The organism is Fictibacillus phosphorivorans (assembly GCF_001629705.1).
Lineage (GTDB): Bacteria > Bacillota > Bacilli > Bacillales > Fictibacillaceae > Fictibacillus > Fictibacillus phosphorivorans_A.
On the sequence record NZ_CP015378.1, the window covers coordinates 588,851 to 612,856 of the forward strand.

Below are 24,006 nucleotides of genomic sequence, written 5' to 3' on the forward strand. Positions count from 1 at the left end.
TAGAGGAGTGGATAAAATGAGTGAAATTGATGTTTCAAAATTCGAGAAAAAAATAGAACTACGTAACATTGAGTTTGAAGATATTGATGAAATTTTAGAACTTCAGCAGATTTGTTTTCCAGGAAACATGGAGCCTTGGGAACGTGAGCAACTAGAAAGTCATCTTCGTATCTTTCCAGAAGGACAATTTTGTGTAACGTATGAAGGAAAAATTGTTGGAAGCTGCTCAAGCTTAATGGTTAATTTTGATGAGTATGATGATAAGCATACATGGGATGAGATTACAGATAAAGGCTATATTACGAATCATGATCCAGAAGGGTTTAACCTATACGGTATCGAAGTGATGGTGCACCCAGAATACCGACGAATGAAGATTGGTGCCCGACTATATGAAGCACGTAAAGAGCTAGCAGAGCAGAAGAACCTTAAAAGTATCATTCTAGGCGGTAGAATTCCAAACTATCATAAACATGCTAAAGAAATGACGCCTCGCGAATATGTGAGAGAGGTCATTCAGCATAACATTTATGATCCGGTCCTAACCTTTCAATTGATGAACGGTTTTACTGTGATGCGTTTGAATAAGAGCTATCTGCCTGATGATAAACAATCAAATGCGTATGCGACACTAATGGAATGGAACAATGTTGACTACATTCCGAATAAAACGAAAAAGTATTTTAAAACGAGTGAGCCTGTTCGTATCACCACGATTCAATATATGATGAAAACCATAAGCTCCTTCGAAGATTTTGCGACGCAAGTTGAATATTATACAGATGTTGCATCTGATCAAGGCTCAGATTTCGCTGTGTTTCCAGAGCTTCTTACTACACAGCTGTTATCGTTCTGTGAGGAGAAGAGTCCTAGCTTAGCCATTCGTAAGCTAACCGAATTTACAGAGCAATACATCGAACTCTTTACGAATCTTGCAGTACGTTATAACGTGAACATCATCGGTGGCTCACACTTTGTTGAAGAAGACGGCGATATCTATAACGTGGCTTATTTATTCCGAAGAGATGGAACGATTGATAAGCAGTACAAAATTCATATCACACCGAACGAACGAAAATGGTGGGGAATTACAGCTGGTGATAAAGTACAAGTATTTGATACAGATTGCGGTAAAGTAGCGATTCTAATCTGTTATGATATTGAATTCCCTGAACTTTCCCGGATTGTAACCGATCAAGGTGCAAAGATTATCTTCACACCTTTCTGTACGGAAGATCGCCAAGGGTATCTTCGCGTTCGATATTGTTCGCAGGCACGTGCGATTGAAAATGAGATCTATACAGCAATCGCAGGAACGGTTGGGAACTTATCGCAAGTAGAAAACATGGACATTCAGTATGCACAGTCTGGTATCTTTACTCCTTCTGATTTTTCGTTCCCAAGAGACGGAATCGTTGGGGAATGTCACCCGAACATTGAGACAGTCGTTGTAGGTGATGTGGATTTAGAGATTTTAAGAAGACAACGTAAAACAGGAAGTGTAACTCTTCTTAGAGATAGAAGATTAGATCTCTATAGCGTTGTTCAAAAAGATAAAAGTAAATAAGATGACAAGAGCGGTAAGCGATAGATAGCTTGCCGCTTTTTTTCTATTTCTCGGGAAATATCACGAACCTTGTCAGTGGGGAATAGGAATTATGAGCGAGATTTTATTTTTTCTGGTGAAAGCGGTATAATAAAGGCCGTATTTAATAGATAGGGCAGGAAAAGCTCGATTCATATCGAAACTAACTAAAAACAAAGTGCATTCATTTTATATAACATAAGGAGGCAGTACTATGTCCTGGGAGACAACATACGAGAAATGGGTAGGGAACGAAGAACTCGAACAACCATTAAAGGCTGCATTAGAGGAAATCAAGGAAAACAGGACAGCACTTGAAGACTGCTTTTATAAGAATTTAGAATTTGGAACAGGTGGTATGCGTGGAGAAATAGGACCTGGTACAAATCGAATGAACACGTACACGGTTCGTAAAGCTTCATTAGGGCTGGCTCATTTTATTGAAGATCAAGGTGAGAAGGCTAAGAAGCGCGGTGTTGCGATTGCATACGATTCACGTCATCAATCACCAGAGTTCGCGATGGAAGCGGCGAAAACATTAGCATCTCAAGGTATTCAAGCTTATGTGTTCGAAAGCTTGAGACCAACACCAGAGTTATCATTTGCTGTAAGATACCTTAAAGCATATTCTGGGATTGTCATCACAGCAAGCCATAACCCACCAGAATACAACGGATACAAAGTATATGGTCCAGATGGCGGACAGCTGCCACCAGCAGAGGCTGATGAAGTGATCGGAAAAGTAAATGCTGTTGAAGACGAACTTTCTATTAGTGTAAGACCTGAAGAGGAACTCAAAAGTGAAGGGTTGATCCAAGTTGTTGGTGAAGAAATCGATAAAGCTTACATGGAGCAACTATTAAAGATTAGTTTGAATCGTGAAGTGATCAAAGAGATGCATGACTTAAGCATCGTTTTCACCCCACTTCACGGAACGGCAAACATTCCTGTAAGAGAAGGACTGCAACAGTTAGGTTTTACGAATATTACAGTCGTGAAAGAACAAGAACAGCCAGACCCGAACTTCTCAACAGTAAAATTTCCTAATCCAGAAGAGCATGCTGCATTTGAGTTAGCAATTAAGTACGGACAAGAAACCGATGCTGATATTTTAATGGCAACAGACCCTGACGCAGACCGAGTAGGTATTGCGGCTAAGAACAATAAAGGTGAATATGAGATTCTTACAGGGAACCAGACAGGTGCACTCATGATTGAATACATCCTCTCTCAACGTGAAGAGAAGGGTAGCTTATGCTCGAAAGGAATCATCTTTAAAACAATCGTAACCTCAGAACTTGGACGTGTAATTGCTGAATCATACGGTTTAACTTGTGAAGATACGCTAACAGGCTTTAAATTTATCGGTGAAAAGATCAAAGAATATGAAAAAAGCGGAAAACATACGTTCATTTTCGGATATGAAGAAAGCTATGGTTCTTTAATCGGGGATTTTGTGCGTGACAAGGATGCTGTTCAAGCTTGTTTGATGGGAGCTGAAATGGCGGCTTATTACAAAAAACAAGGAAAAACACTTTTTGATGCTTTAGATGATGTTTACAAGAAACATGGGTTTTATAAAGAAGGCCTAGAGTCATTAACATTAAAAGGGAAATCTGGAGCTGAACAGATCGAAAACTTACTAGCAAGCTTTAGAGCTGAGATGCCTCTTGAAGTGAACGGTCAAAAGTTAATGGTTTCTGAAGACTATAAAGCGAGCGTTCAGTACGATGTAGTGAAAGACGAAAAGAGTGATATCCATCTTCCAAAATCAAATGTACTTAAATATCAATTGGCAGATGGTTCTTGGTTCTGCGTAAGACCATCAGGAACAGAACCGAAAGTGAAGTTTTATTTTGGTGTTAACGCGGATTCACACAAGAAAGCAGATGAAGCATTAACAGATCTAAAACAATCCGTAATGGATTTAGTTCATGAAAGAATGCAAAAAGTGGCACAATAATAGGAACTAGGGCTGCAAGTCATCCACTTGCAGCCATATTCATTCCTTTGAGTTGACATTAATCTTAAATGGTTGTAATATACCCCTATAGGTATTTTAAGAGGAGGTGCTGAAATGGAATACACCCAAGAAATGAAGAATCGTTTGAAAAGAATTGAGGGGCAAATACGTGGAGTATTGCGTATGCTAGAAGAAGAACAAGATTGTAAATCCGTTATCACTCAATTATCCGCATCCCGTACAGCGATTGATCGTACGATTGGATTAATCGTAGGCACCAACCTGGAACAATGTTTACGTGAACAAATGGAAAGCGGAGAAGAAATGAACTCTGATATTGTAAAAGAAGCTGTACAACTTTTAGTGAAAAGCCGATAAATATCTGTCAGTAGTATGACTGTTGACAGATTTCCTTTTATCATTTAATATACCCCTATGGGTATTTTGGAGTTTAATCTTCTTAATAAGTAAGGTTTTAGTTTGAAGTTAATCAAATATTTTTTTGCTATTTTATATACCTATACGGGTATAAGTATATATTGTGGAAGGGAGAAATCAATTGTGTCTAGTAAGACGATTGAACCAAAAGAAGTAGAACGATTATTAGAAAGCGATAATCCATTAAACATCATTGATGTTCGGGAAAACGATGAAGTTGCTCAAGGTATGATTCCGACAGCAACACATATTCCACTTGGAGAAATGCCTGAACGAACGCATGAGTTAGATCTGAATAAAGAGTACATCATGGTTTGCCGTTCTGGTAAAAGAAGCGAAAAAGCATGTGCGATTCTAGCTTCAAACCAATTTAATGTGGTTAACATGTCAGGCGGTATGCTTTCTTGGAAGGGCAAAACAACTATTAAATAAATGGAGGGTTTTAAATGAGTATTAAAGTGGATCACGTTTTAGACTGTAAAGGTTTATCATGCCCCCTGCCGATCGTTCGCACGAAGAAAGCGATGGATCAGCTTGAGGCAGGTCAAGTAATTGAAGTTCAAGCAACAGATAAAGGTTCATTGGCTGATATTCAAGGATGGGCAAGAAATACAGGAAATCAATATCTAGGTACAAAAGAAGATGGAGATGTTCTGAAACACTATTTACGAAAATCAAATCCTGGTGAAGTAAAAGAAGCAGCGAAGTTTGAACATACGATTCAAAACGAAGAATTAGAAAAAGTCTTAAGCGAAGATAAAGACGATATGGTTCTTCTAGATGTTAGAGAACCGGCAGAGTATGCGTTCAAACGTATACCTGGGGCAGTATCTATTCCATTGGGAGAGCTCGAAAGTAAATTAGATACACTTGATAAAAACAAAGAGATTCATGTTATTTGCCGTACAGGATCAAGAAGTGATATGGCAGCTCAAATGCTAGCTGAACACGGGTTTAGTCGTGTTAAAAATGTATTACCTGGTATGGTGGAATGGAACGGGCCAACTGAATAAAAAATTTTAACTTTAAATATACCTAGGGAGGTATTTTAGAAATGATAAAAGCATTATCAGCTAAAGAAGTGGCAAAACGAGTGGTTGATGGGAACATGTTCATTCTAGATGTTCGTAATGAAGGGGATTATAAAGATTGGAAGATTGAAGGGAAAGGAATTAAAACCATTAACCGTCCTTATTTTGATTTGATCGATGGGGTTGAAGATGTATTAGAAGATCTTCCAAAAGAAGAAGTTCTGGTTGTTTGTGCTAAAGAGGGCTCTTCTGTCATGGTAGCAGAGATGCTAGATGAAGCAGGGATTAAAGACGTTTATTACCTAGAAGGTGGTATGAAGTCTTGGAGTGAGTATCTGATGCCAGTTAAGCTTGGAGATTTGAAAGATGGAGGCTCGATTTATCAATTCAACCGTATCGGTAAGGGATGTCTTTCTTACCTTGTAGAATCGAACGGAGAGGCGGCAATTATCGACTCCGCACGTACAATCGAAGCGTATGAAGATTTTGCAAGTGAAAATAATCTTGAGATCAAGCACATGATCGACACACATCTTCATGCTGACCATATTTCGGGTGGACGTAAACTGGCAGAAAAGACAGGTGCAACTTATTGGTTACCACCAAAAGATGCTGAGGAAGTGACCTTCTCTTTTGCTGAATTAGAAGAAGGAAAAGATATTACGATTGGAAACACAAAGATTGAGATTCAACCTTTATATACGCCAGGACATACGATTGGAAGTACTTCTATGATTGTTGACGGACAATTCTTGCTTTCTGGAGATATTCTATTCGTTGATTCAATCGGACGTCCAGATCTTGCCGGTAGCGCAGAAGACTGGGTTAGTGATTTACGTGATTCACTTTATAACAAGTACAACACCTTATCTAAAGATCTAGTCGTGTTACCTGCTCACTTTGGAAAGATCAGCGAATTGGATGAAAAGGGTGCGGTTTCTGCTCCACTTGGAGATCTTTTTGAAAAGAACGAAGGATTAAACATTAAGAGCGAAGATGAGTTCCGAAGAGCTGTAACGGAAAACTTACCGCCACAGCCAAATGCATATCAAGAAATTCGCCAAACGAATATGGGGAAAATCGACCCTACAACGGATGAACAGCGAGAGATGGAAATTGGTCCAAACCGCTGTGCAATCACTGAATAACTAAAATACAAATAAAAATTATCTGGAGGTTTTACAAATGAACGTAACTCAAACTTTAGACACAAAAGGTTTATCTTGCCCGATGCCGATCGTGAAAACAAAGAAAGCGATGGACACACTTGCAAGTGGAGACATTTTAGAAGTATTAGCAACAGATAAGGGAGCTGTTAATGACTTATCTGCATGGTCTAAATCTTCTGGTCATAAATTATTAGAGCATAAAGAAGAAGACGGTGTATTTAAGTTTTATATCCAAAAAGGTTAACAAAAAAAATTTATGCAATCAGATACCTATAGAGGTATAGGTATCTGATTAAAAAGGAGCGTTCAACGATGGAACAACAAACACAAGATAAATCAACTATGGTCGTATTTAGTGGTGACCTTGATAAGGCGATGGCAAGTTTTATTATCGCTACAGGTGCAGCTGCAATGGGGAAACAAGTAACGATGTTTTTTACATTCTGGGGATTAAACATCTTAAGAAAAGAAGAATACGTGAACGTAAAGAAAACATTCATGGATAAAATGTTTGCAAAAATGATGCCGCAAGGACCTGAAAAGTTAGGTATCTCAAAAATGAACTATGGTGGTTTAGGCGCGAAGATGATGAAGTATACGATGAAGAAGAAAAACATCGTAACACTAAAAGAATTAATTGAAATGGCGCAAGACTTAGATGTTAAGATGGTTGCTTGTACGATGTCAATGGATGTCATGGGTATTACGAAAGAGGAACTTATTGATGGACTGGATTATGCAGGAGTTGCTTCATACCTAGCTGATGCAGATGAATCTAAGATTAACTTGTTTATTTAAGAAACATCAGTTTTAGGGGAGGTGAAGTCATGGAATTAGGGTTCATAATTACAATCTTTCTAATTGGCTTTATAGGTTCTTTTATATCTGGAATGGTAGGTATCGGCGGATCCATCATCAAGTATCCAATGCTTCTCTATATTCCAGCGATGCTCGGCTTCACAGCATATTCTGCTCATGAAGTATCAGGGATCAGTGCGGTTCAAGTATTCTTTGCAACGATAGGTGGCGTTTGGGCGTATCGTAAAGGCGGTTATCTGAACAAGACATTGATCATATATATGGGTAGTGCCATCCTAGTAGGAAGTTTCATTGGTGGATTTGGTTCAGAAGCCATGTCAGAAGGGCAGATCAATATCGTTTATGCTGTACTAGCTACATTAGCCGCTATCATGATGTTGATTCCTAAAAAAGGGATCGATGACATTCCATTAGATCAAGTTAAGTTTAATAAATGGCTTGCTGCAGTTCTAGCATTTGTCGTTGGTGTAGCAGCGGGTATCGTAGGGGCAGCAGGTGCATTTATCCTTGTACCGATCATGTTAGTCGTCCTAAAGATACCAACGCGAATGACGATTGCTACATCACTTGCCATTACGTTTATTTCGTCAATCGGTGCTACGGTTGGCAAGATTACGACAGGTCAAGTTTTACTATGGCCGGCGGTGATTATGGTAGTAGCTAGTTTAATCGCTTCTCCACTTGGGGCGCAGTTTGGTAAAAAGATAAATACAAAAATTCTTCAATTTATCTTAGCAGCACTGATTGTTGCTACGTCTATCAAGATATGGCTAGATATCCTTGGTTGAAATTAAACTAGTTGAGTAGAGAAGAAAGCAGGACCTGAAGTATTTTACTGATACTTCAGGTCCTGCTTTTATTTGTACGATAGGAAATAGTGTGATTGATTATCTAACAAGTGGAAAGGGGCGACTTCGGCTATATGTTATGGAGTATATGCATAGCTGTCGAAGAACAAAATGAAGCGGGAAATAAATTGTAAGGGGTCAGTCCCCCTAGATGCTTCTATAGAAATTGATCGACCGGATCAGTGTCATCGTCATGGTTGCGAATCCGACAGAAAGGATCGTTACGAGTGAATAGAAGAGAATGCCTTCTCCCATCACATAAAGACCAGCAATGATGACGGCAGCATCGATTAAAAAGATAACCATCCCAACATTAATGGAAAACCACCGGGAAAGGAAAAGAGCAATTAGATCCGTACCACCTGTACTCGTTTCATGACGCAACATCCAACCGATACCTGTACCGATGAACAACCCTCCAATCACAGAACCTTCCATAACAGAAACGGAAAACACACCTCTTAGAGGAGATAATAAATCAATGATCAATGACGATACGAGTAAGCCATGAATGCTGTTTATGAAATATCGACGCTCTAGTTTCCAAGCTATTAAATAGATTGGAATGCTTAGAATAATGATTGTAAGCCCGACTTTATAACCCCACACATATTTTACGAGAAGACTAATGCCGATCATTCCTCCGTCGAGAAGGTGAAAGGGAACAATGAAACCATTAATGCCTATGCCAAGTAATACGCTTCCTAAGAAAATCGCTATCGTCCGTTCAAACATGGCATTCACCCTGTCTAAGATTATTTCTACATAATATGCTTGGTTGTACAAGAATAGTCATCTGCACAGGGTGTTTGTCCGTGTCTCTTTTCTTTTTTGTGCATGTAATAGTATAGAAAGCCCCTTGCTTGCAGTGCAAAATAGGGAAGGTGATTGGTGTTGAAGAACTTCAGAAGAGAAGCAAAGTGTCTTTTGGAGAGGCAGGTTGTGGTGGATACAACAAATCATTCTTACGAAGGCAGACTTAGAGCAGTTGAAAGAGATTACATTACGCTATGTGTGATGAGCGATAGCCATAACTATTGGGATCAGATCTTAATTCGTATTGATGAAATCGTTGCTATATCCACCATTTGATCATAATAAAAATCCCTCGCACCTAAAATTGTGCAGAGGGATTTTTTCTTTATTTTTTTGTAAAACCTAGCGTGATCGGTTGAGGTTGTTGAGGGGGTGCACAGCATAAAGACAAATCTCGTGCATCACCAGCGGATTCAAATTCAGAGTCTTCCTTTGTATAGAAAATCTCCCAAGCGTTTCCGTCGGGATCATATACCCACACTTTATCTTGAACGGCGTAACAGCAGGTTGTATCCATCTCATCGATTAAGAGCAATCCTGATTCTCTAAGTCTTTCTCCCATAGCTAGAACATCTTCTGTGTTATTAACCTGGAAACCTAGATGATTTAGGACTCCATCTTTTGAAAAGGGACGTTCATTCAATGAAAAGTGAAGAGCGGGTTGATCAAGCTCAAATTTCGCGTAGTTCTCTTTTACTTTTGTCGGGTCCGTACCGAAAAAACTTTTATAGAATTCTAGAGATTTTTCTAAGTCTGAACAATTAACTGCGACATGCATTCGTTGAATCATCGTGATCTCTCCCTCTGAATTAAGATATTAGCAATAGCCATAAGTAAAGGCCGGTAAGCGTTATGAAAAGTGTTGGGACAGTCAAGATGATTCCGACTTTGAAATAGTAGCCCCAAGTGATTTTCACACCTTTTTTCGATAAGACATGCAGCCATAAAAGAGTGGCTAGTGAACCAATCGGTGTAATCTTTGGTCCTAAATCAGATCCAATAACATTCGCGTAGATCAATGCTTCACGAATAACTCCTGATGTTTCCGTTCCCTGTATTGCTAGTGCATCGATCATAACCGTTGGCATGTTGTTCATAACAGATGATAATATAGCCGCCAAGAAACCCATTCCAATTGTAGCAGCGAACAATCCTTGATCAGCGATAATTTGAATCCAGCTGCCGAGCAGATCTGTAAGTCCTGCATTACGAAGACCATAAACGACCACATACATACCAATAGAAAAGACAACTACAGTCCAAGGTGCATCCTTGATTACTTTCTTTGTGTGTATCGCAGGACTTTTTCGAGCGACGATGATAAAGAAAAGAGCTGCAGCTCCTGCAATAAATGAAACAGGAACGCCAATAAATTCACTCGTTAAGTACCCGATTAATAGAACAGCTAATATGATCCATGAAAGCTTGAACATCTTCTCATCTCGAATGGCTTCTCTTGGTTGCTTTAACTGAGAAAGATCATAGTTCTTCGGAATATCTTTTCTAAAGAAGAGGAACAAAACAAGCATACTAGCGAACAGTGAAAAGAAGTTCGGCACGATCATACGGCTTGCATATTCAACGAAACCGATGTTAAAGAAATCTGCAGATACGATATTTACTAAGTTTGAGACAACAAGCGGTAATGATGTGGTATCTGCAATAAACCCACTTGCCATAATAAACGGTAATATCATGGTTTCTTTTAATTTCAATGCCCGAACTTGAGCTAGTACGATAGGAGTCAGAATTAATGCTGCACCATCATTTGCAAAAAAGGCAGAAACTGCAGCTCCAAGCAGAATGACATAGGCGAACATTTTCTTGCCGTTTCCACCTGCAAGTCGTGCCATATGTAGGGCGGACCATTCGAAGAAACCGATCTCATCTAATATAATAGAAATTAGGATAATCGCTACAAATGCTAATGTAGCATTCCAAACAATACCGGTAACCGTCCACACATCATCTAGTGAAACTACACCGAGCAAAAGTGCAATGATGGCTCCAACGGTCGCTGACCATCCAATAGAAAGCCCGCGTGGCTGCCAGATCACAAAAATAATCGTCACTAAAAATACAGCGAAGGCTATTAACGCCATGCTGTCCATAAAAATCCCCCCATTTATGTAGTTCTAAGTTAGCAACAAACTTTTCCACCTGAAGCTTTTAACTCTTCAATCTTAGCTGACATATCAGGCAGGGCTTCTAAATTTGCTTTAATGAATGGATAGATCTCTCCATCGATGGAGTAGAAGATCCATTGGCTGTTACGTCGTTCTTTAACGAGTTTAGCTTGCTTTAATTTTCTTAAATGCTGTGAGATACTAGGCTGTGTCATTTTTAAGATATCAACTAACTCACAAACACATAATTCTTCGTGGCGGAGTAAAGCTAAAATATTTAATCGTGTTTTATCTGCCATTGCTTTATAACATTCTGTTAACTGATCAAGTTCCATAATTGACTTCACCTCATTAGTATATAACCATATGTTTATATGAAATGTCAAAGAATATATAAATAAATATTGATATAAGGATATACTTATATTATGATGGTCTCGAAAGAAGTTCTTTACTACAGGAGGTTTTACAAAATGGCTAAACCAATCATCTATTTCCTTTGCACAGGTAATTCTTGTCGTTCTCAGATGGCAGAAGGGTTTGGACACCACTACCTTGGTGATAAATATGACGTATACTCAGCTGGCATCGAAGCACATGGTGTGAATCCAAACGCGATCAAAGCGATGAAAGAAGTGGATATTGACATTACGAACCAGACATCAGATGTGATCGACAAAGACATTCTAGAAAAAGCAGACTTAGTCGTAACGCTATGTGGTCATGCAAACGATGTATGTCCAGCAACACCACCTCACAAAACACGTGAACATTGGGGATTCGATGATCCAGCAGGAAAAGAGTGGAGTGAATTCCAACGCGTTCGTGACGAGATTGCAGCACGTATCAAACACTTTGCTGAAACAGGAGAATAAGGTTATTCCAAGCTCAGGAACTTAGTTCCTGAGCTTTTTTAGTATGATTTTCTTCATTTCGCTCATGTTACTAATGAGGTGATCACATGAAACGTTTTCTACTTTTCGGATTGATCTTTATTAGTATGATGATTAGCCAATCAAACTTTGCAGAAGCTTCTGATAGAAGAGCGGCTTTTATAAGAAGTGATGGACTTTGGCTTAAAGAAGGTGAACTTGAAAGAAAGCTTGTTGAAGGTTCTGATCTTAATCATCCTAAGTTTTCAAGCAACGGTACTTATATTAGTTACATAGCACGTAAAGGTAAAGAGCTATGGGTATATAACCGTGTAACACGTTTAAAAAGAAAAGTATTCGAGGGCGATGTGAGTTTGGCAAGATGGTCTCCGACAGAATCGAAGCTAGCGTGGAAAAGCGGGAGTGTGCTCAATGTAATCGACTTAACGAGACCTGCTTCATCCTTTCAAAATGTCATCCTAGGCACAGGAAACTACAGTTGGACACCTGACGGCAGAGGGTTTGTTGTCTCATCTTCTGCAAATTTAGAGCCTGATGGCTGGAGTCCAGTTCGACTTTTTTACGTTCCTGTAAATGCAAACGGAGATTTGAAAAAAGTACAGAACATTACGACGCTGCCTAAGATGAGTGATACGTTCTTTGCTATAGGTACAACAGAATTCAAGTGGGGGATGGATGATCAATGGTTTGCGTTCATCGCATGCCCGACAGCCTCCTTGTCGGCAGACAGCAACACGTTAATGGTAGTTTCTTTAGACGGCTCTAAAACTCGTATGATTGGAAACATGTTGGATCAGCCGAACTGGTTCCACTGGTCGCCGAACACGAAACAACTTGGCTACATAAAAGGAATCGGAAGGCTGACATCTGAAAATAAACGATTAACGGTATGGAATCCTAAGAGTGGGAACGAGATAAATCTAGGATATACGGGTTATGCGGACGGGGATTTTACTTGGCTGAATGATGAAAAAATCATCGTCAGCCGCCAGATTGAATGGGGTTACGGAGTACCTCAGGAAAAAAGGTCGAAGCCTTTCTTAGTTAGTGTGAAAGTTAAAGACGGAAGTGCAAAAAGAATAACGAATCCAGCTTCTGGGGAAGCGGATGTTTATCCAAAAACATTACCAGGTGAACAACTGACATGGATTCGTACAAATACCCAGAGTGCAAAAGTCATGGTAAAAGAAGGTTCAGATGCACCTGAAAGGTTATGGATTAATAATCTTCGAACTCCACAGGATTGTTCTGGATGGTCGTGCATGTTAGATATATATGAAGCAAGGTAAAAACAAGGTGGATCCGTGAAAATGGATTCGCCTTTTTACTTGGTATAAAAGAAGTTTATGAAACCCGTCCAATATTTCACTTGTTTTCTCATGAATGCCTGTTTTGTTTCATACAGTTAAAAGTAAGGAAATAGCAGGAGGGGGAAAATATGAACTGGGACTTGCAAAATAAGGAGCTAGAAAAAGCAATAGCTGAAATTACTGAGATTGCTGACCACTTTGGCCTTGATTTTTACCCGATGCGGTATGAGATATGTCCTGCCGATATTATCTATACATTTGGTGCGTACGGAATGCCAACCCGTTTTTCACATTGGAGTTTCGGAAAACAGTTCCACAAAATGAAGCTTCAGTATGATCTAGGATTGAGTAAAATCTACGAGCTCGTTATTAACTCAGATCCCTGTTACGCATTCTTACTTGATACGAATTCGTTGATACAGAATAAATTAATCATTGCCCATGTTCTTGCACACTGTGACTTCTTCAAAAACAATGTTCGTTTTTCTAATACGAGACGAGACATGGTTGAATGTATGACGGCTACAGCTGAACGAGTAGCGCAATATGAACATCTATACGGCAAGAAAGAGGTCGAACAGTTCTTAGACGCTGTTCTCGCGATTCAAGAACACATCGATCCGTCACTTGTGCGAAACAAACTAAATTATGTTTTTGAAGACGAAGAAGATCTAACGCCTAAGAAAGAAACACCTTACGATGACCTATGGAAACTCGATGACAAAAAAGGTCCAAAGCCAGCGTTAAAAAAGAAAAAATCATTTCCACCGCAGCCTGAAAAGGATATCTTGTTATTTATCGAGCAATATAGCCGTGAGCTTGAAGAATGGCAGCGTGATATCCTTTCTATGATGAGAGAAGAGATGCTCTATTTCTGGCCACAGCTTGAAACGAAAATCATGAACGAAGGCTGGGCTAGCTATTGGCACGCCAAAATCCTGCAAGAGATGGATTTGACCTCACACGAGACAATAGAATTCGCGAAACTGAACGCAGGTGTTGTGCAACCATCAAAGACATCAATCAACCCATATTATCTGGGTTTGCAGATCTTCAAAGACATCGAGGAACGCTACAACAACCCAAGTGAAGAATTACTCAGACAAGGAGTAAAACCTGGTTCAGGACGCGAGAAAATGTTCGAAGTCCGTGAACTGGAATCTGATATGTCTTTCATCCGAAACTATCTAACGAAGGATTTAGCTCAGCGAGAAGACATGTATCTCTTTCAAAAGCAGGGCAAGGAATATAAAGTAGTCGATAAGCAGTGGGAAGAAGTTCGTGATCAGCTCGTGAGTATGAGAGTAAATGGTGGATTTCCTTATATCACAGTGAATGATGCCGATTATATGAAGAACGGAGAGCTCTATCTCAATCATAGCTTTGAAGATATGGAACTCGATGTGAAATACCTTGAAAAAGTGCTTCCTCATCTTCACTACCTATGGGGCCGTCCGGTGCATATGGAAACGAGAATTGAACAGAAACCTGTGTTATTTACGTATGATGGGAAGACGGTGCATAGGAAGTATCTATAAATTAAACAAGTGTTTAATGTTAATGAATGAAAGCACGCTTTAATAGTGTGCTTTTTTTGCTACTTTTAATACAAATGGTTTGAAAGAAAGTTGGTATTTTCCTGAAAATCAATCGAGTATAGTTCTTCATAAAAAGTGGGGATTTAAAGTAGTGGGTTTAAGAGAAAAAGTTGGTAAGATGAACGGAGTGTGGCGTGATGTCATCTTGCTGGAACGAAGAAGCAAAAAAGTTGGAGTATAAAAAACAATTTTTTTTGATTTAATAGTTGTAAATTAGTAAATAAAGGATATAATGAAGTTACATCAAATAATTTTGATGTTAGGAGTGATATAAATGAAAAAAGAAATACCTTTATTAAATAACGCAACTACAGCATCAAACCAAGATTTAGAGAAATATGAACAAAAGTTTAAGGCGCTCGCTGATCAGCAGCGACTGCAAATTATCAATATCCTGGCTGTTAAAGAAAGTGTATGTGTTTGTGATCTCACGCCGATTATTGACATGCCACAATCTAAGCTATCGTATCATCTGAAAATTCTCTTAGAAGCGGACTTAATTAAAAAGGAAAAACAAGGAACCTGGAACTATTATTCTTTGAATGTCAGTGAACTAAAAGGAATCTTATCAGATCAATTATGCTGTGTGTTCTTACCATCATCTTGTTAAATGACGTACTGCACTATACTTGCAGTGCTTCATTTTTACATAAAACATCAATTTCTTTTGATGTATAAATCAACTATTTTTGATATATCAGGAGGAAGAACTTTATGAATATTTATTTAATGGAAAAGGTGTTTGAAATGAAGAAAAGAGAAGTGGAGCAGTATGCAAAAGAAAAGGGCAGACCAAAACAAATAAAATCAAACATTTTTAGTAGATCACACTATATAAAGAGGAAAACAACACAATTAAATCAAGCTTGGTGCGCTTGATAAAAAGGAGAAAACAGTATGTGGATGGATACCTTTCAAAGTTTTTTAAGTATAGCTCTGGAACTTACGATTCTGTTCGTAGTAATCTCATTTGTTATCAATTTTCTTCAAGCATATATACCTTATGAAAAAGTTGAGAAATATTTAGGGGGTAAGAACAAAGGAATAGGAGCACTATTCGCATTACTCTTTGCGTTTGTAACACCTTTTTGTTCTTGCTCTACCATACCTGTAGTTGTGAACATGTTAAAAAAGAAAATGCCATTTTCCATTGTGATGATATTTCTTTTCTCTTCACCCGTACTCGATCCAACGATTATCACGATAATGGGAGTGGTTTTAGGGTGGAAAGTAACGATTCTCTACACCATCATAACAGCGGTATTTTCTGTGATCATCGGTTTTGCACTTGAAGCCTTAGGATTTGAGAAATCAGTAAAAAACGTTGTGATGTCAGGTTATCAAGAAAATACAAGAAAGTTTAATGTGAAATTGGCTCTTCGAGAAACAATCTATTTGATGAAAAGTGTTTATCCTTTTCTTTTACTAGGAGCTGCGATTGGAGCTATTATCCATGGATTGGTACCAACAAATTGGATTGCGAGTACATTTGGCAGCGATAATTGGTGGATCGTTCCGATAGCGGCGATTGTAGGGATCCCATTATACATTAGGCTATCCAGCATGATTCCGATCTCTCAAGTTTTAATTGCAAAAGGAATGGCGCTTGGCCCTGTGATGGCACTCATGATCTCATCAGCTGGTGCGAGCCTTCCTGAGGTAGTTCTCTTAAAGTCCATTTTTAAGAAAGAACTCGTCATTATGTTTGTCCTATCTGTAATTACCATGTCAACAATTTCTGGTTTTATTTTCTACCTAATTTAATTCTCTGACCAGATTCTTGAAAGGAGGTGGAAATAATGAGCATTATCAAAATCTTCTTCGGAAACAAAAATGAAAAAGAAGCTAACTGCTGCAGCGTTCAAATTGTTGAAGTAAGCGATCAAGATGAATCATCATGTTGTGAAACAGAGACAAGTAAAGAGCAACAAAATTGTTGCGTGTAAATCATATTCCTCACATATTCATAAAAAACATTCCTGCTGTAGGGATGTTTTTTTTTATGAGTAAGAACATAAATGACATACTTCTTAATAAGCGTAAGGTGGAGAGAGACACCTAAAGGAGCGAAGCAGGCAGTCCGAAAAATGGAAGTGGCTCGTTCTGAGCTGACCAGCAAAAAATGAATGGACTATGAAGGCGCACTTTGCCTTCTTGACCGTTTAACTTTTGACTTCGAGGGGCTAGTCACTTCAACTACACAGTAGGCTCACCGTTCTCCCCATGGAAAGCGAGCTGCCAGGAGCGGAAAACAACTACTTTCCTAAAAGCAACAATGTAACAAAAACATCTTTCTTTTTGAACGTTTCGTGACAGGTAGAACTGTCCAGTTGACTGTATGGTTTTCTCTATTGTACATTGTATGTAATTATCAACAGGAAGAGGTGAGGATATTGGGAAGGCGTATCGTATTGGTGAACTAGCAGAGGTAACAAATGTATCTAAAAGAACAATCGACTATTATTCCCAGATTGGTTTACTCCAGCCTCTTCGAACGGATTCGAATTATCGATTATATGACGAAGAGACGATTCATGTCTTAGGGTTGATCGAACATTATAAGAAACTGAACATGCCCTTACATGAAATCAAGTCTGTGATTGAGCTAGTCAAATTGAAAAGTACTGAAAATGAACACGTCGAGAAATACGTGGACCAGATCGCGGAGCTCATGAAACACCTAGAGGCTGAGATTAAAGAGATCAAGCCGATCATGGAGAGCTTAAACGATAAGCAAAAAGAGCTCCTCTTAAATAAAGTCTCACCTCAAGGTATGACTTTAGCGCATTCATTACTTTTACTTTTCGGGTAAATAATAGTTGAGAGACATCTTTTGACCTAAAAGATAAAAACTATTCTTTATAACCTGGGAGGTGTATTCCTTGTGGTTGATGTAACCATAAGGAGAACATTTGGAGATTATTAACTTAATTATGGTAGCTATATTAATCGCGTTGACTGCTTTTTTCGTAGCTACCGAATTCGCGATAGTAAAGATTCGTACGACAAGACTTGATCAACTCGTTTCAGAAGGAAATACGAAAGCCGTAGCTGCTAGAAAGGTTGTCGGAAATCTTGATGAATACCTGTCAGCCTGTCAACTAGGTATCACCATTACCGCATTAGGATTAGGGTGGCTAGGTGAGCCGACGGTAGAGCACTTGTTGCACCCTCTGTTTGTAGAGTTTGAACTTTCTGAGTCAGTTTCAAGTATCTTATCATTTATTATCGCCTTTGCTTTAATTACGTTCTTACACGTAGTTATTGGTGAACTTGCACCAAAAACACTTGCAATTCAAAAGGCGGAAGCCGTTACGTTAAGAATCGCAAAACCAATCATGTTTTTCTATAAGATCATGTATCCGTTTATTAAAACATTGAACGGATCTGCGCGCATTTTTACCGGATGGTTTGGTTTGAAGCCTGCATCTGAACATGAACTTGCTCACTCGGAGGAAGAGTTAAGACTCATTCTTTCTGAGAGCTATAAAAGCGGTGAGATCAACCAGTCTGAGTTTAAATATGTAAATAATATCTTTCAATTCGACGACCGTACCGCCAAAGAGATCATGGTACCTCGCGTTGATATGGTAACACTCGATAAATCAGAAACAGTTAAAGAAAGCATTGCTGTTGTAACAGAAGAGAACTATACTCGATATCCAATTGTAGATGGAGATAAAGACAGTGTTGTCGGTATGGTAAATATGAAGCAAGTATTAACAGACTTTGTTACCGGAAAGAACCCGGATGCTTCACTTGAAGAGTATGTAAGACCTGTTATTCAGGTCTTTGAAACTACTCCTATACACGATCTATTGTTAAAAATGCAGAAAGAACGTGTTCACATGGCAATCTTGATCGATGAATATGGCGGTACTTCAGGACTCGTGACCGTTGAGGATATTCTTGAAGAAATCGTAGGTGAAATTCGAGATGAATTTGACGAAGACGAAGTTCCAGACGTTAAGAAAGTTGATGAAAACAGAACAATCCTAGACGGTAAAGTATTGATTTCTGAGGTGAACGACCTTTTTGGACTAAATATTAACGATGAAGATGTTGATACAATTGGTGGATGGATACTATCTGAGAAGATGGAGATCAACATGGGCGATGAAGTGTCTGTGGAAAACTATCGTTTCAAAATATTAGAAATCGATGGATATCATGTAAAATCACTTGAGGTATTAAAAGTGAAGGAAGAAGAATCTATAAACTAATCAAAAAAAGACGTGCAAGCTCTGCACGTCTTTTTCATACAAATCAATTGTTGCACTAGTTAGTGGCAAAGGAGTTATTTATGGAAAATTGGTTGATCAATATTATGAACGAATTTGGATATTGGGGAATTCTATTGTTAATTGCATTAGAAAACGTCTTTCCTCCGATTCCATCTGAAATCATCTTAACGTTTGGAGGGTTCATGACGCACTCTTCAGATTTAAATATAGTAGGTGTTATTTTAGCCGCGACAGTCGGTTCTGTTTTGGGAGCGGTGATTCTATATGGTGTAGGACTGCAGCTTGATGTGGAACGTATGGAGAAGATTGTTGACAGATGGGGACACATCCTTCGATTAACGAAGAAGGATATTCACAAAGCAGATGCATGGTTTGATAAATATGGTCCATGGACGGTATTCTTTTGCCGTTTCATTCCGTTGATTCGAAGCTTAATCTCTATTCCGGCGGGCATGTCCAATATGAATTTTGGTTTATTCCTTGTTCTTACAACATTCGGAACGCTGATCTGGAACATTGCTCTCGTTAATTTGGGTGCGTATTTTGGAGCTTCATGGGAAGTTATCGTAGGGTATATGGATGTTTACTCTAAAATCATCTACGCTGTTTTGGCGTTACTCTTTGTTTCTGTTGTCATTCTTTATGTTCGAAAACGCAGACAGAATAGCTAACGTTACTCTTTAAGAAAAATAATTGTTCATTCTTATGAATCTTCTAGCGATAGGGGGTTCTTTTTTTGAGGTAAAATATGATGTGGAGTTGGCTGTTTCATAGACCTCACATTCTTCAAGGAAAAAAAGTATGCGACTAAAAGAAACGAAAGTGACCTTTACAGCTTTGAAAGCTTGAACATTAAACAGTTGTTTAAAACACTCCTAGCGAGTGTTTTTTTGTTATTATTTACAATTTTGTGAATATCTAAGAAAACGCATTCTATTACCTGTTAAAAAATGTATAATAAAAATAGAACGGTCGTTCAATTTAGAGAAAGGAATTAAACCGTTGAACAAAAGAAGATACAACAGTGAAAAAGCAAAACAAGAAATCATGGAGAAAGCCTTTTTACTCTTTTCACAAAAAGGTTACACACAAACATCGGTTTCTGATATCTCAAAAGCTTCTGGTTATAGCAAAGGACACATTTATTATCATTTTGAGAATAAAGAAAAGTTGTTTGTACTATTAGCTCAACAAACAATGAAGGAATGGTATTTGAAGTGGATGGATAAAGAACCTGACTTTAATTGTGCATCCGATAAGCTGTATGGAATGGCTTTGCATGTTCTTTATAATTACCAAACTCCTCTTTTAAAAGGAGGACAAGAGCTTGCTTCTAATCCTGAATCTAGTCCAGAATCTGTTAAGCAGCTATACGAATTAGCGGTCATTCCAATGGGTGCCTATCGTGCAATTCTCGTTCAAGGGATAGAAGAAGGAGAATTTAAGAAAGGCAATGTTGAAGAATGGACGGTGTTAATCGGCACATGGCTTGGTGGACTTTGTCAGCTTACGAATACTCAGGAACTTCACACCTTAGAACCGCTCTTTAAGAATGCTGTAAGTATTTTTTTAGGATCCATCCAAAAATAAGGAGGAAACGATATGAAGATTGGCTTAATCGGTGACAGTCTGACAGAAGGAAGACCTGGTGTTTCTTTTTTAAAACTCTTACAGAAACAATATCCCCATATTACGTTTGTGAATCTAGGCAAACCAGGGGAGTCTGTTAAAAGCTTGCATAGCCGCCTAACAAAAAAGAAACTAGAAACCTTTGATCTTGCTTTCCTTTGGATCGGTGTTAATGATGTCTATTCAAAATTACTAAGTGTTCAAGCACAGCCTGTTGCAGAAAATCATGAAGAGTTTAAAGCCTATTATCAAAAAGTTTTAGAGTGTGTCTTATCTTCCTCAAAAGTTTTAATTGCAGTTACTCCAGCAATAGTTGGTGAGGATTTGAAAAATATCTCGAATCAAGAGATTAAACAATTAAATACCCTCATCACATCCATCGCTCACAAACATAAAAATGTTTCCACACTTAATCTACAGACTGTTTTTGAATCACATCTATCTTCAATTAAGAGTTCCGACTATATCAGTACAAAAGTATTAACCGTTATGAAAGATGTTCTTTTTTATAAAAAAACATCAAGAATCGATCAGTTGTCAAAGAAACGTGGGTTGCATCTGACACTTGATGGCATTCATTTGAACAGTAGAGGCGCTCAAATTGTTGCAGATGAATATGCAGCAATAATTGATCAACATCAATTTATTGAAAAGGATGCATTGAAGTAATCATAGTTAAAAATAAGTAACAAAGGTGGTTGGTTCGATGGATGAGCGAAGAGTTGCGATTGTAACAGGCGGAGCTTCGGGGATCGGTTACGCACTTTGTGAGGAGCTCGTCTCACAAAACGTGTTTGTCATCATCACGGATATCAATCAAGAATTAGGTATACAGGTTGAAGAGAAATTAAACAGTGGAGCCAAAAATGCAAGATTTCAATTTTTAGACGTAACGGATGCTAAAAGTGTAGAGAAAGCTATAAAAGATATATATACGGAGTTTGGAAGGCTAGATTATTTGTTTAATAATGCTGGCATAGCGATGTATGGTGAATTGTATGATACGGCTCTAGACGACTGGCATTCAATTATGAATGTTAATCTTTGGGGAGTTATACACGGAACTCACGCAGGATATCGAATAATGAAACAACAAGGGTTTGGCCATATCGTAAACACAGCTTCTGCTGCGGGACTAGGTCCATCTCCCGTTTCTGCAGCCTATGGAACCACGAAACACGCAGTAGTTGGATTAACTACTTCTCTTCATTATGAGGCAGAAGAATTCGGCATTAAAGTGAGTACACTTTGTCCTACGTTCGTGGAAACACCAATCTTCGAGAAAGCAAAAGCTATTCAAATAGATAAAGATGTGATCATGAAACAATTTCAAAAACAAAAGATGATGTCTCCAGAAAAACTAGCAAAACTAACAATCGAGGGCATACATAAAAATAAGCCTATCATATGCCCTATGCCGATGCGAAGAACGATGGACGTTTTATTCACGCTATTTCCTGTAGCACATAGAGGATTGATGAGGCTGGTTTGCAGAGTAAGCCGAAAAGCGAGGCTAACTTAAAAAAATAATGTGAACTGCTAGCGTTCTAGAGCAGTTCATTTTTTTTTAAGCCGTGAATTCTTCGTTATAATACAAGTAATCTAACTTTTGGAGGAGTAATCGTGAAAACCATTTTGATCGTGGAGGATGAACCAAAGCTGTTGGAAGTTGTCTCTTCATACTTAAAGAAGGAAGGGTTTCATACTTTAGAAGCTCTTACTGCTAACGATGCGATTCTTCTTATAAAAAATCACTCTGTAGATTTTGTGATTCTTGACCTTATGTTGCCAGATATGAGTGGGGAAGCACTCTGTCAGAGAATTAGACAGACTCATACATTACCCGTTTTAATGCTGACTGCAAAGGTGAGTGAGGAAGATCGTATCAACGGATTAGCCATCGGCGCTGACGATTATATGGTGAAACCTTTTAGTCCACGCGAACTTGTTCTACGGGTAAAAACAATATTGCGTCGAACAGGAGATGAGGGATTATTGGCTGAGCAGATTACATATAACGAAGGAGAACTTAAAATCGATGCTCGCGAACAAGAAGTGTACATACATGGGGATCTTGTCAGCCTTACCCCGAATGAATTTAAGCTACTGCTGACATTTGGCAGACATCCAAATCGTGTTTTTTCAAGAGAGGAATTAGTAGAGAAAATTTTAGGGTTCGATTACGAAGGGGATACCAGAACCATCGATCAACACGTAAAGAATTTAAGATCTAAAATGGAAACAAATCCTAAGAGCCCACGCTATATCATTACGGTGTTTGGTGTTGGATATAAATTTTCAGGAGGCAATCATGTTTAAAGGTCTGCATGCAAGACTGACACTCATTTTTATTTTGGCTGCGTCATCCATTCTCATTATTGCTGGTCTTATCATCATGTATGAAGTTCATTTTCATTTTACGATGTTCCAAAAAGATGTACCGGAATTTCAAAGTATTAAGCCTTTAACACATCACTTTGAGAAGGCACTTTTAAGTTCCGTACTTTGGACGTCGATCGGTGCAATACTCTTAGTCTGTATCATTAGTTATTTTGTTGCGAAAAACTTATCAAGACCTATGGTAGATATGAGAAGAGCGGCAGAAAAGATGGCAAAAGGAGAACTTGAAGTAAGAGTGAAGACACTTGGAGATGATGAGCTCAATGATCTTGGCAGATCCCTAAATCTGCTTGCTGCTAAACTACAATTACAAGAAACATCTCGTAAAAATATGACTTCAGATATTGCCCATGAGCTCAGAACACCTTTAGCAACGATTAAAAGTCATCTCGAGGCTTTTGAAGATGGTATTTTTGAGCCTACTACAGCTCGTATACAGTCCTTAAAAGGTGAAATTGATCGACTGATTTCTATCGTCCAAGATCTTGAGTATTTAACAGCCATGGAAGCACCTGAGTTCTCTTTAGAGAAAGAACCCCAACACCTAAACCACATCATCAAAAAAAGTGTGGATGCCTTATCAGGAGCATTTGTACAAAAAGGAATATCACTTCAAAGTGAATTAGAGAAAGATATTGAAATAAACCTAGATGCCAAACGAATGTCTCAAGTATTAATGAACCTGTTCAGCAATGCTTTAAGGTACACACCTAAAGGGGGAGAAGTGACGGTTGCCACTCATGTTGATAACGAATCGGTATTGATATCAATACGAGATACGGGAATCGGAATTCCAGAAGAAGAGAGCAAACACGTGTTTGAACGCTTCTATCGTGGAGAAAAATCAAGGAACCGAGAATATGGTGGTAGCGGAATCGGTTTGACGATTGTAAAAAGAATCGTTGAAGCTCACGATGGACAGATTTGGATAAATGAGGAGTACAAGCAAGGTACTGAGGTGAAAATAAAATTTTTCAGATAAGGAAGCCGCCGTGATTTGGGACGCCGGCTTTTTTCGATTATTCATGGCAGTTGTCGAAAAGCCTATAAACTTATACGAAGGACTATAAATGGAGATTTCGGGCCTATAACTGCAGACTAAGGGTCTATAAAATATTTCTAAGGCCCATAAATCCA

The 24,006-nt window shown here is 38.6% G+C and carries 29 protein-coding genes; 25 read left to right on the plus strand and 4 right to left on the minus strand.

Going from position 1 to position 24,006, the window contains the following annotated elements:
- The first annotated feature begins 16 nt into the window (after positions 1-16).
- The 9 genes from ABE65_RS03115 (at position 17) to ABE65_RS03155 (ending at position 7,793) form a co-directional block, all read left to right on the plus strand.
- Entirely contained in the window at positions 17-1,567 is a 1,551-nt protein-coding gene (locus tag ABE65_RS03115) for a bifunctional GNAT family N-acetyltransferase/carbon-nitrogen hydrolase family protein (RefSeq protein ID WP_066391238.1), read from the plus strand.
- A gap of 232 nt (positions 1,568-1,799) precedes the next feature.
- Complete coding sequence (locus ABE65_RS03120; RefSeq protein ID WP_066391240.1) at positions 1,800-3,548, plus strand: phospho-sugar mutase; 1,749 nt, start codon at positions 1,800-1,802, stop codon at positions 3,546-3,548.
- 114 nt (positions 3,549-3,662) lie between these two features.
- Positions 3,663-3,926 carry a metal-sensitive transcriptional regulator gene (locus ABE65_RS03125; protein WP_066391242.1) on the plus strand — a complete coding sequence of 88 codons (264 nt, stop codon included), beginning with the start codon at positions 3,663-3,665 and terminating at the stop codon, positions 3,924-3,926.
- Positions 3,927-4,109: 183 nt separating this feature from the next.
- Positions 4,110-4,418, plus strand: coding sequence for a rhodanese-like domain-containing protein (locus ABE65_RS03130; protein WP_066391244.1), 309 nt, complete (start codon positions 4,110-4,112; stop codon positions 4,416-4,418).
- A gap of 14 nt (positions 4,419-4,432) precedes the next feature.
- Entirely contained in the window at positions 4,433-4,999 is a 567-nt protein-coding gene (locus ABE65_RS03135; RefSeq protein WP_066391246.1) for a sulfurtransferase TusA family protein, read from the plus strand.
- 41 nt (positions 5,000-5,040) lie between these two features.
- Entirely contained in the window at positions 5,041-6,165 is a 1,125-nt protein-coding gene (locus ABE65_RS03140) for an MBL fold metallo-hydrolase (protein ID WP_066391248.1), read from the plus strand.
- 37 nt (positions 6,166-6,202) lie between these two features.
- Positions 6,203-6,430, plus strand: a complete 228-nt coding sequence (locus tag ABE65_RS03145; RefSeq protein WP_066391249.1) for a sulfurtransferase TusA family protein — start codon at positions 6,203-6,205, stop codon at positions 6,428-6,430.
- A gap of 68 nt (positions 6,431-6,498) precedes the next feature.
- Entirely contained in the window at positions 6,499-6,984 is a 486-nt protein-coding gene (locus ABE65_RS03150; protein ID WP_066391250.1) for a DsrE/DsrF/DrsH-like family protein, read from the plus strand.
- A gap of 29 nt (positions 6,985-7,013) precedes the next feature.
- Positions 7,014-7,793: a sulfite exporter TauE/SafE family protein gene (locus ABE65_RS03155; protein WP_066391251.1), complete on the plus strand. Its 780-nt coding sequence runs from the start codon at positions 7,014-7,016 to the stop codon at positions 7,791-7,793.
- A gap of 207 nt (positions 7,794-8,000) precedes the next feature.
- On the opposite strand, the gene ABE65_RS03160 is transcribed toward ABE65_RS03155, so the two are convergent.
- Positions 8,001-8,588 carry a YitT family protein gene (locus ABE65_RS03160; RefSeq protein ID WP_066391252.1) on the minus strand — a complete coding sequence of 196 codons (588 nt, stop codon included), beginning with the start codon at positions 8,586-8,588 and terminating at the stop codon, positions 8,001-8,003.
- A gap of 156 nt (positions 8,589-8,744) precedes the next feature.
- On the opposite strand from ABE65_RS03160, the gene ABE65_RS21400 reads away from it, so the two are divergent.
- On the plus strand, positions 8,745-8,945 hold the full coding sequence (locus ABE65_RS21400; protein WP_269148775.1) for a DUF2642 domain-containing protein: 201 nt from the start codon (positions 8,745-8,747) through the stop codon (positions 8,943-8,945).
- A gap of 49 nt (positions 8,946-8,994) precedes the next feature.
- On the opposite strand, the gene ABE65_RS03165 is transcribed toward ABE65_RS21400, so the two are convergent.
- Genes ABE65_RS03165 through ABE65_RS03175 form a run of 3 tightly spaced genes read right to left on the minus strand, consistent with a single transcriptional unit; the run spans position 8,995 to position 11,130 of the window.
- Complete coding sequence (locus tag ABE65_RS03165; RefSeq protein ID WP_416202845.1) at positions 8,995-9,456, minus strand: ArsI/CadI family heavy metal resistance metalloenzyme; 462 nt, start codon at positions 9,454-9,456, stop codon at positions 8,995-8,997.
- Between the two features lie 22 nt (positions 9,457-9,478).
- Positions 9,479-10,771: an arsenic transporter gene (locus ABE65_RS03170; protein ID WP_419471043.1), complete on the minus strand. Its 1,293-nt coding sequence runs from the start codon at positions 10,769-10,771 to the stop codon at positions 9,479-9,481.
- A 38-nt stretch (positions 10,772-10,809) separates the two neighbouring features.
- Positions 10,810-11,130, minus strand: a complete 321-nt coding sequence (locus ABE65_RS03175) for an ArsR/SmtB family transcription factor (protein ID WP_066391258.1) — start codon at positions 11,128-11,130, stop codon at positions 10,810-10,812.
- A 138-nt stretch (positions 11,131-11,268) separates the two neighbouring features.
- Between ABE65_RS03175 and arsC the strand changes: the two genes are divergently transcribed.
- The 15 genes from arsC (at position 11,269) to ABE65_RS03240 (ending at position 23,851) form a co-directional block, all read left to right on the plus strand.
- Positions 11,269-11,670, plus strand: a complete 402-nt coding sequence (gene arsC / locus ABE65_RS03180; RefSeq protein WP_066391259.1) for an arsenate reductase (thioredoxin) — start codon at positions 11,269-11,271, stop codon at positions 11,668-11,670.
- Between the two features lie 86 nt (positions 11,671-11,756).
- Positions 11,757-12,977, plus strand: coding sequence for a TolB family protein (locus ABE65_RS03185; RefSeq protein ID WP_066391260.1), 1,221 nt, complete (start codon positions 11,757-11,759; stop codon positions 12,975-12,977).
- A gap of 149 nt (positions 12,978-13,126) precedes the next feature.
- Positions 13,127-14,536 (plus strand): SpoVR family protein, encoded by a 1,410-nt coding sequence (locus ABE65_RS03190; RefSeq protein WP_066391261.1) that lies wholly within the window; start codon positions 13,127-13,129, stop codon positions 14,534-14,536.
- Between the two features lie 334 nt (positions 14,537-14,870).
- Positions 14,871-15,206, plus strand: a complete 336-nt coding sequence (locus ABE65_RS03195) for an ArsR/SmtB family transcription factor (RefSeq protein WP_066391262.1) — start codon at positions 14,871-14,873, stop codon at positions 15,204-15,206.
- 104 nt (positions 15,207-15,310) lie between these two features.
- Complete coding sequence (locus ABE65_RS21735; RefSeq protein WP_156499105.1) at positions 15,311-15,475, plus strand: hypothetical protein; 165 nt, start codon at positions 15,311-15,313, stop codon at positions 15,473-15,475.
- An 18-nt stretch (positions 15,476-15,493) separates the two neighbouring features.
- The gene (locus ABE65_RS03200; protein WP_066391263.1) at positions 15,494-16,360 is read left to right on the plus strand and encodes a permease; all 867 of its coding nucleotides are present in this window, start codon (positions 15,494-15,496) and stop codon (positions 16,358-16,360) included.
- Between the two features lie 35 nt (positions 16,361-16,395).
- Entirely contained in the window at positions 16,396-16,542 is a 147-nt protein-coding gene (locus tag ABE65_RS21740) for a hypothetical protein (RefSeq protein WP_156499106.1), read from the plus strand.
- A gap of 464 nt (positions 16,543-17,006) precedes the next feature.
- On the plus strand, positions 17,007-17,408 hold the full coding sequence (locus ABE65_RS22285; protein ID WP_269148790.1) for a MerR family transcriptional regulator: 402 nt from the start codon (positions 17,007-17,009) through the stop codon (positions 17,406-17,408).
- Between the two features lie 100 nt (positions 17,409-17,508).
- Positions 17,509-18,819: a hemolysin family protein gene (locus tag ABE65_RS03210; protein WP_066391267.1), complete on the plus strand. Its 1,311-nt coding sequence runs from the start codon at positions 17,509-17,511 to the stop codon at positions 18,817-18,819.
- 80 nt (positions 18,820-18,899) lie between these two features.
- Positions 18,900-19,511, plus strand: a complete 612-nt coding sequence (locus ABE65_RS03215) for a DedA family protein (RefSeq protein ID WP_066391269.1) — start codon at positions 18,900-18,902, stop codon at positions 19,509-19,511.
- A 331-nt stretch (positions 19,512-19,842) separates the two neighbouring features.
- Positions 19,843-20,430 carry a TetR/AcrR family transcriptional regulator gene (locus ABE65_RS03220; RefSeq protein ID WP_066391271.1) on the plus strand — a complete coding sequence of 196 codons (588 nt, stop codon included), beginning with the start codon at positions 19,843-19,845 and terminating at the stop codon, positions 20,428-20,430.
- Positions 20,431-20,442: 12 nt separating this feature from the next.
- Positions 20,443-21,138, plus strand: a complete 696-nt coding sequence (locus ABE65_RS03225; RefSeq protein WP_066391273.1) for an SGNH/GDSL hydrolase family protein — start codon at positions 20,443-20,445, stop codon at positions 21,136-21,138.
- Positions 21,139-21,175: 37 nt separating this feature from the next.
- On the plus strand, positions 21,176-21,991 hold the full coding sequence (locus tag ABE65_RS03230; protein WP_066391275.1) for an SDR family NAD(P)-dependent oxidoreductase: 816 nt from the start codon (positions 21,176-21,178) through the stop codon (positions 21,989-21,991).
- Between the two features lie 101 nt (positions 21,992-22,092).
- Positions 22,093-22,788 (plus strand): response regulator transcription factor, encoded by a 696-nt coding sequence (locus ABE65_RS03235; protein ID WP_066391277.1) that lies wholly within the window; start codon positions 22,093-22,095, stop codon positions 22,786-22,788.
- Entirely contained in the window at positions 22,781-23,851 is a 1,071-nt protein-coding gene (locus ABE65_RS03240; RefSeq protein WP_066391278.1) for a sensor histidine kinase, read from the plus strand. The genes ABE65_RS03235 and ABE65_RS03240 overlap by 8 nt, the downstream gene beginning before the upstream one ends.
- The last annotated feature ends 155 nt before the right edge of the window (positions 23,852-24,006 follow it).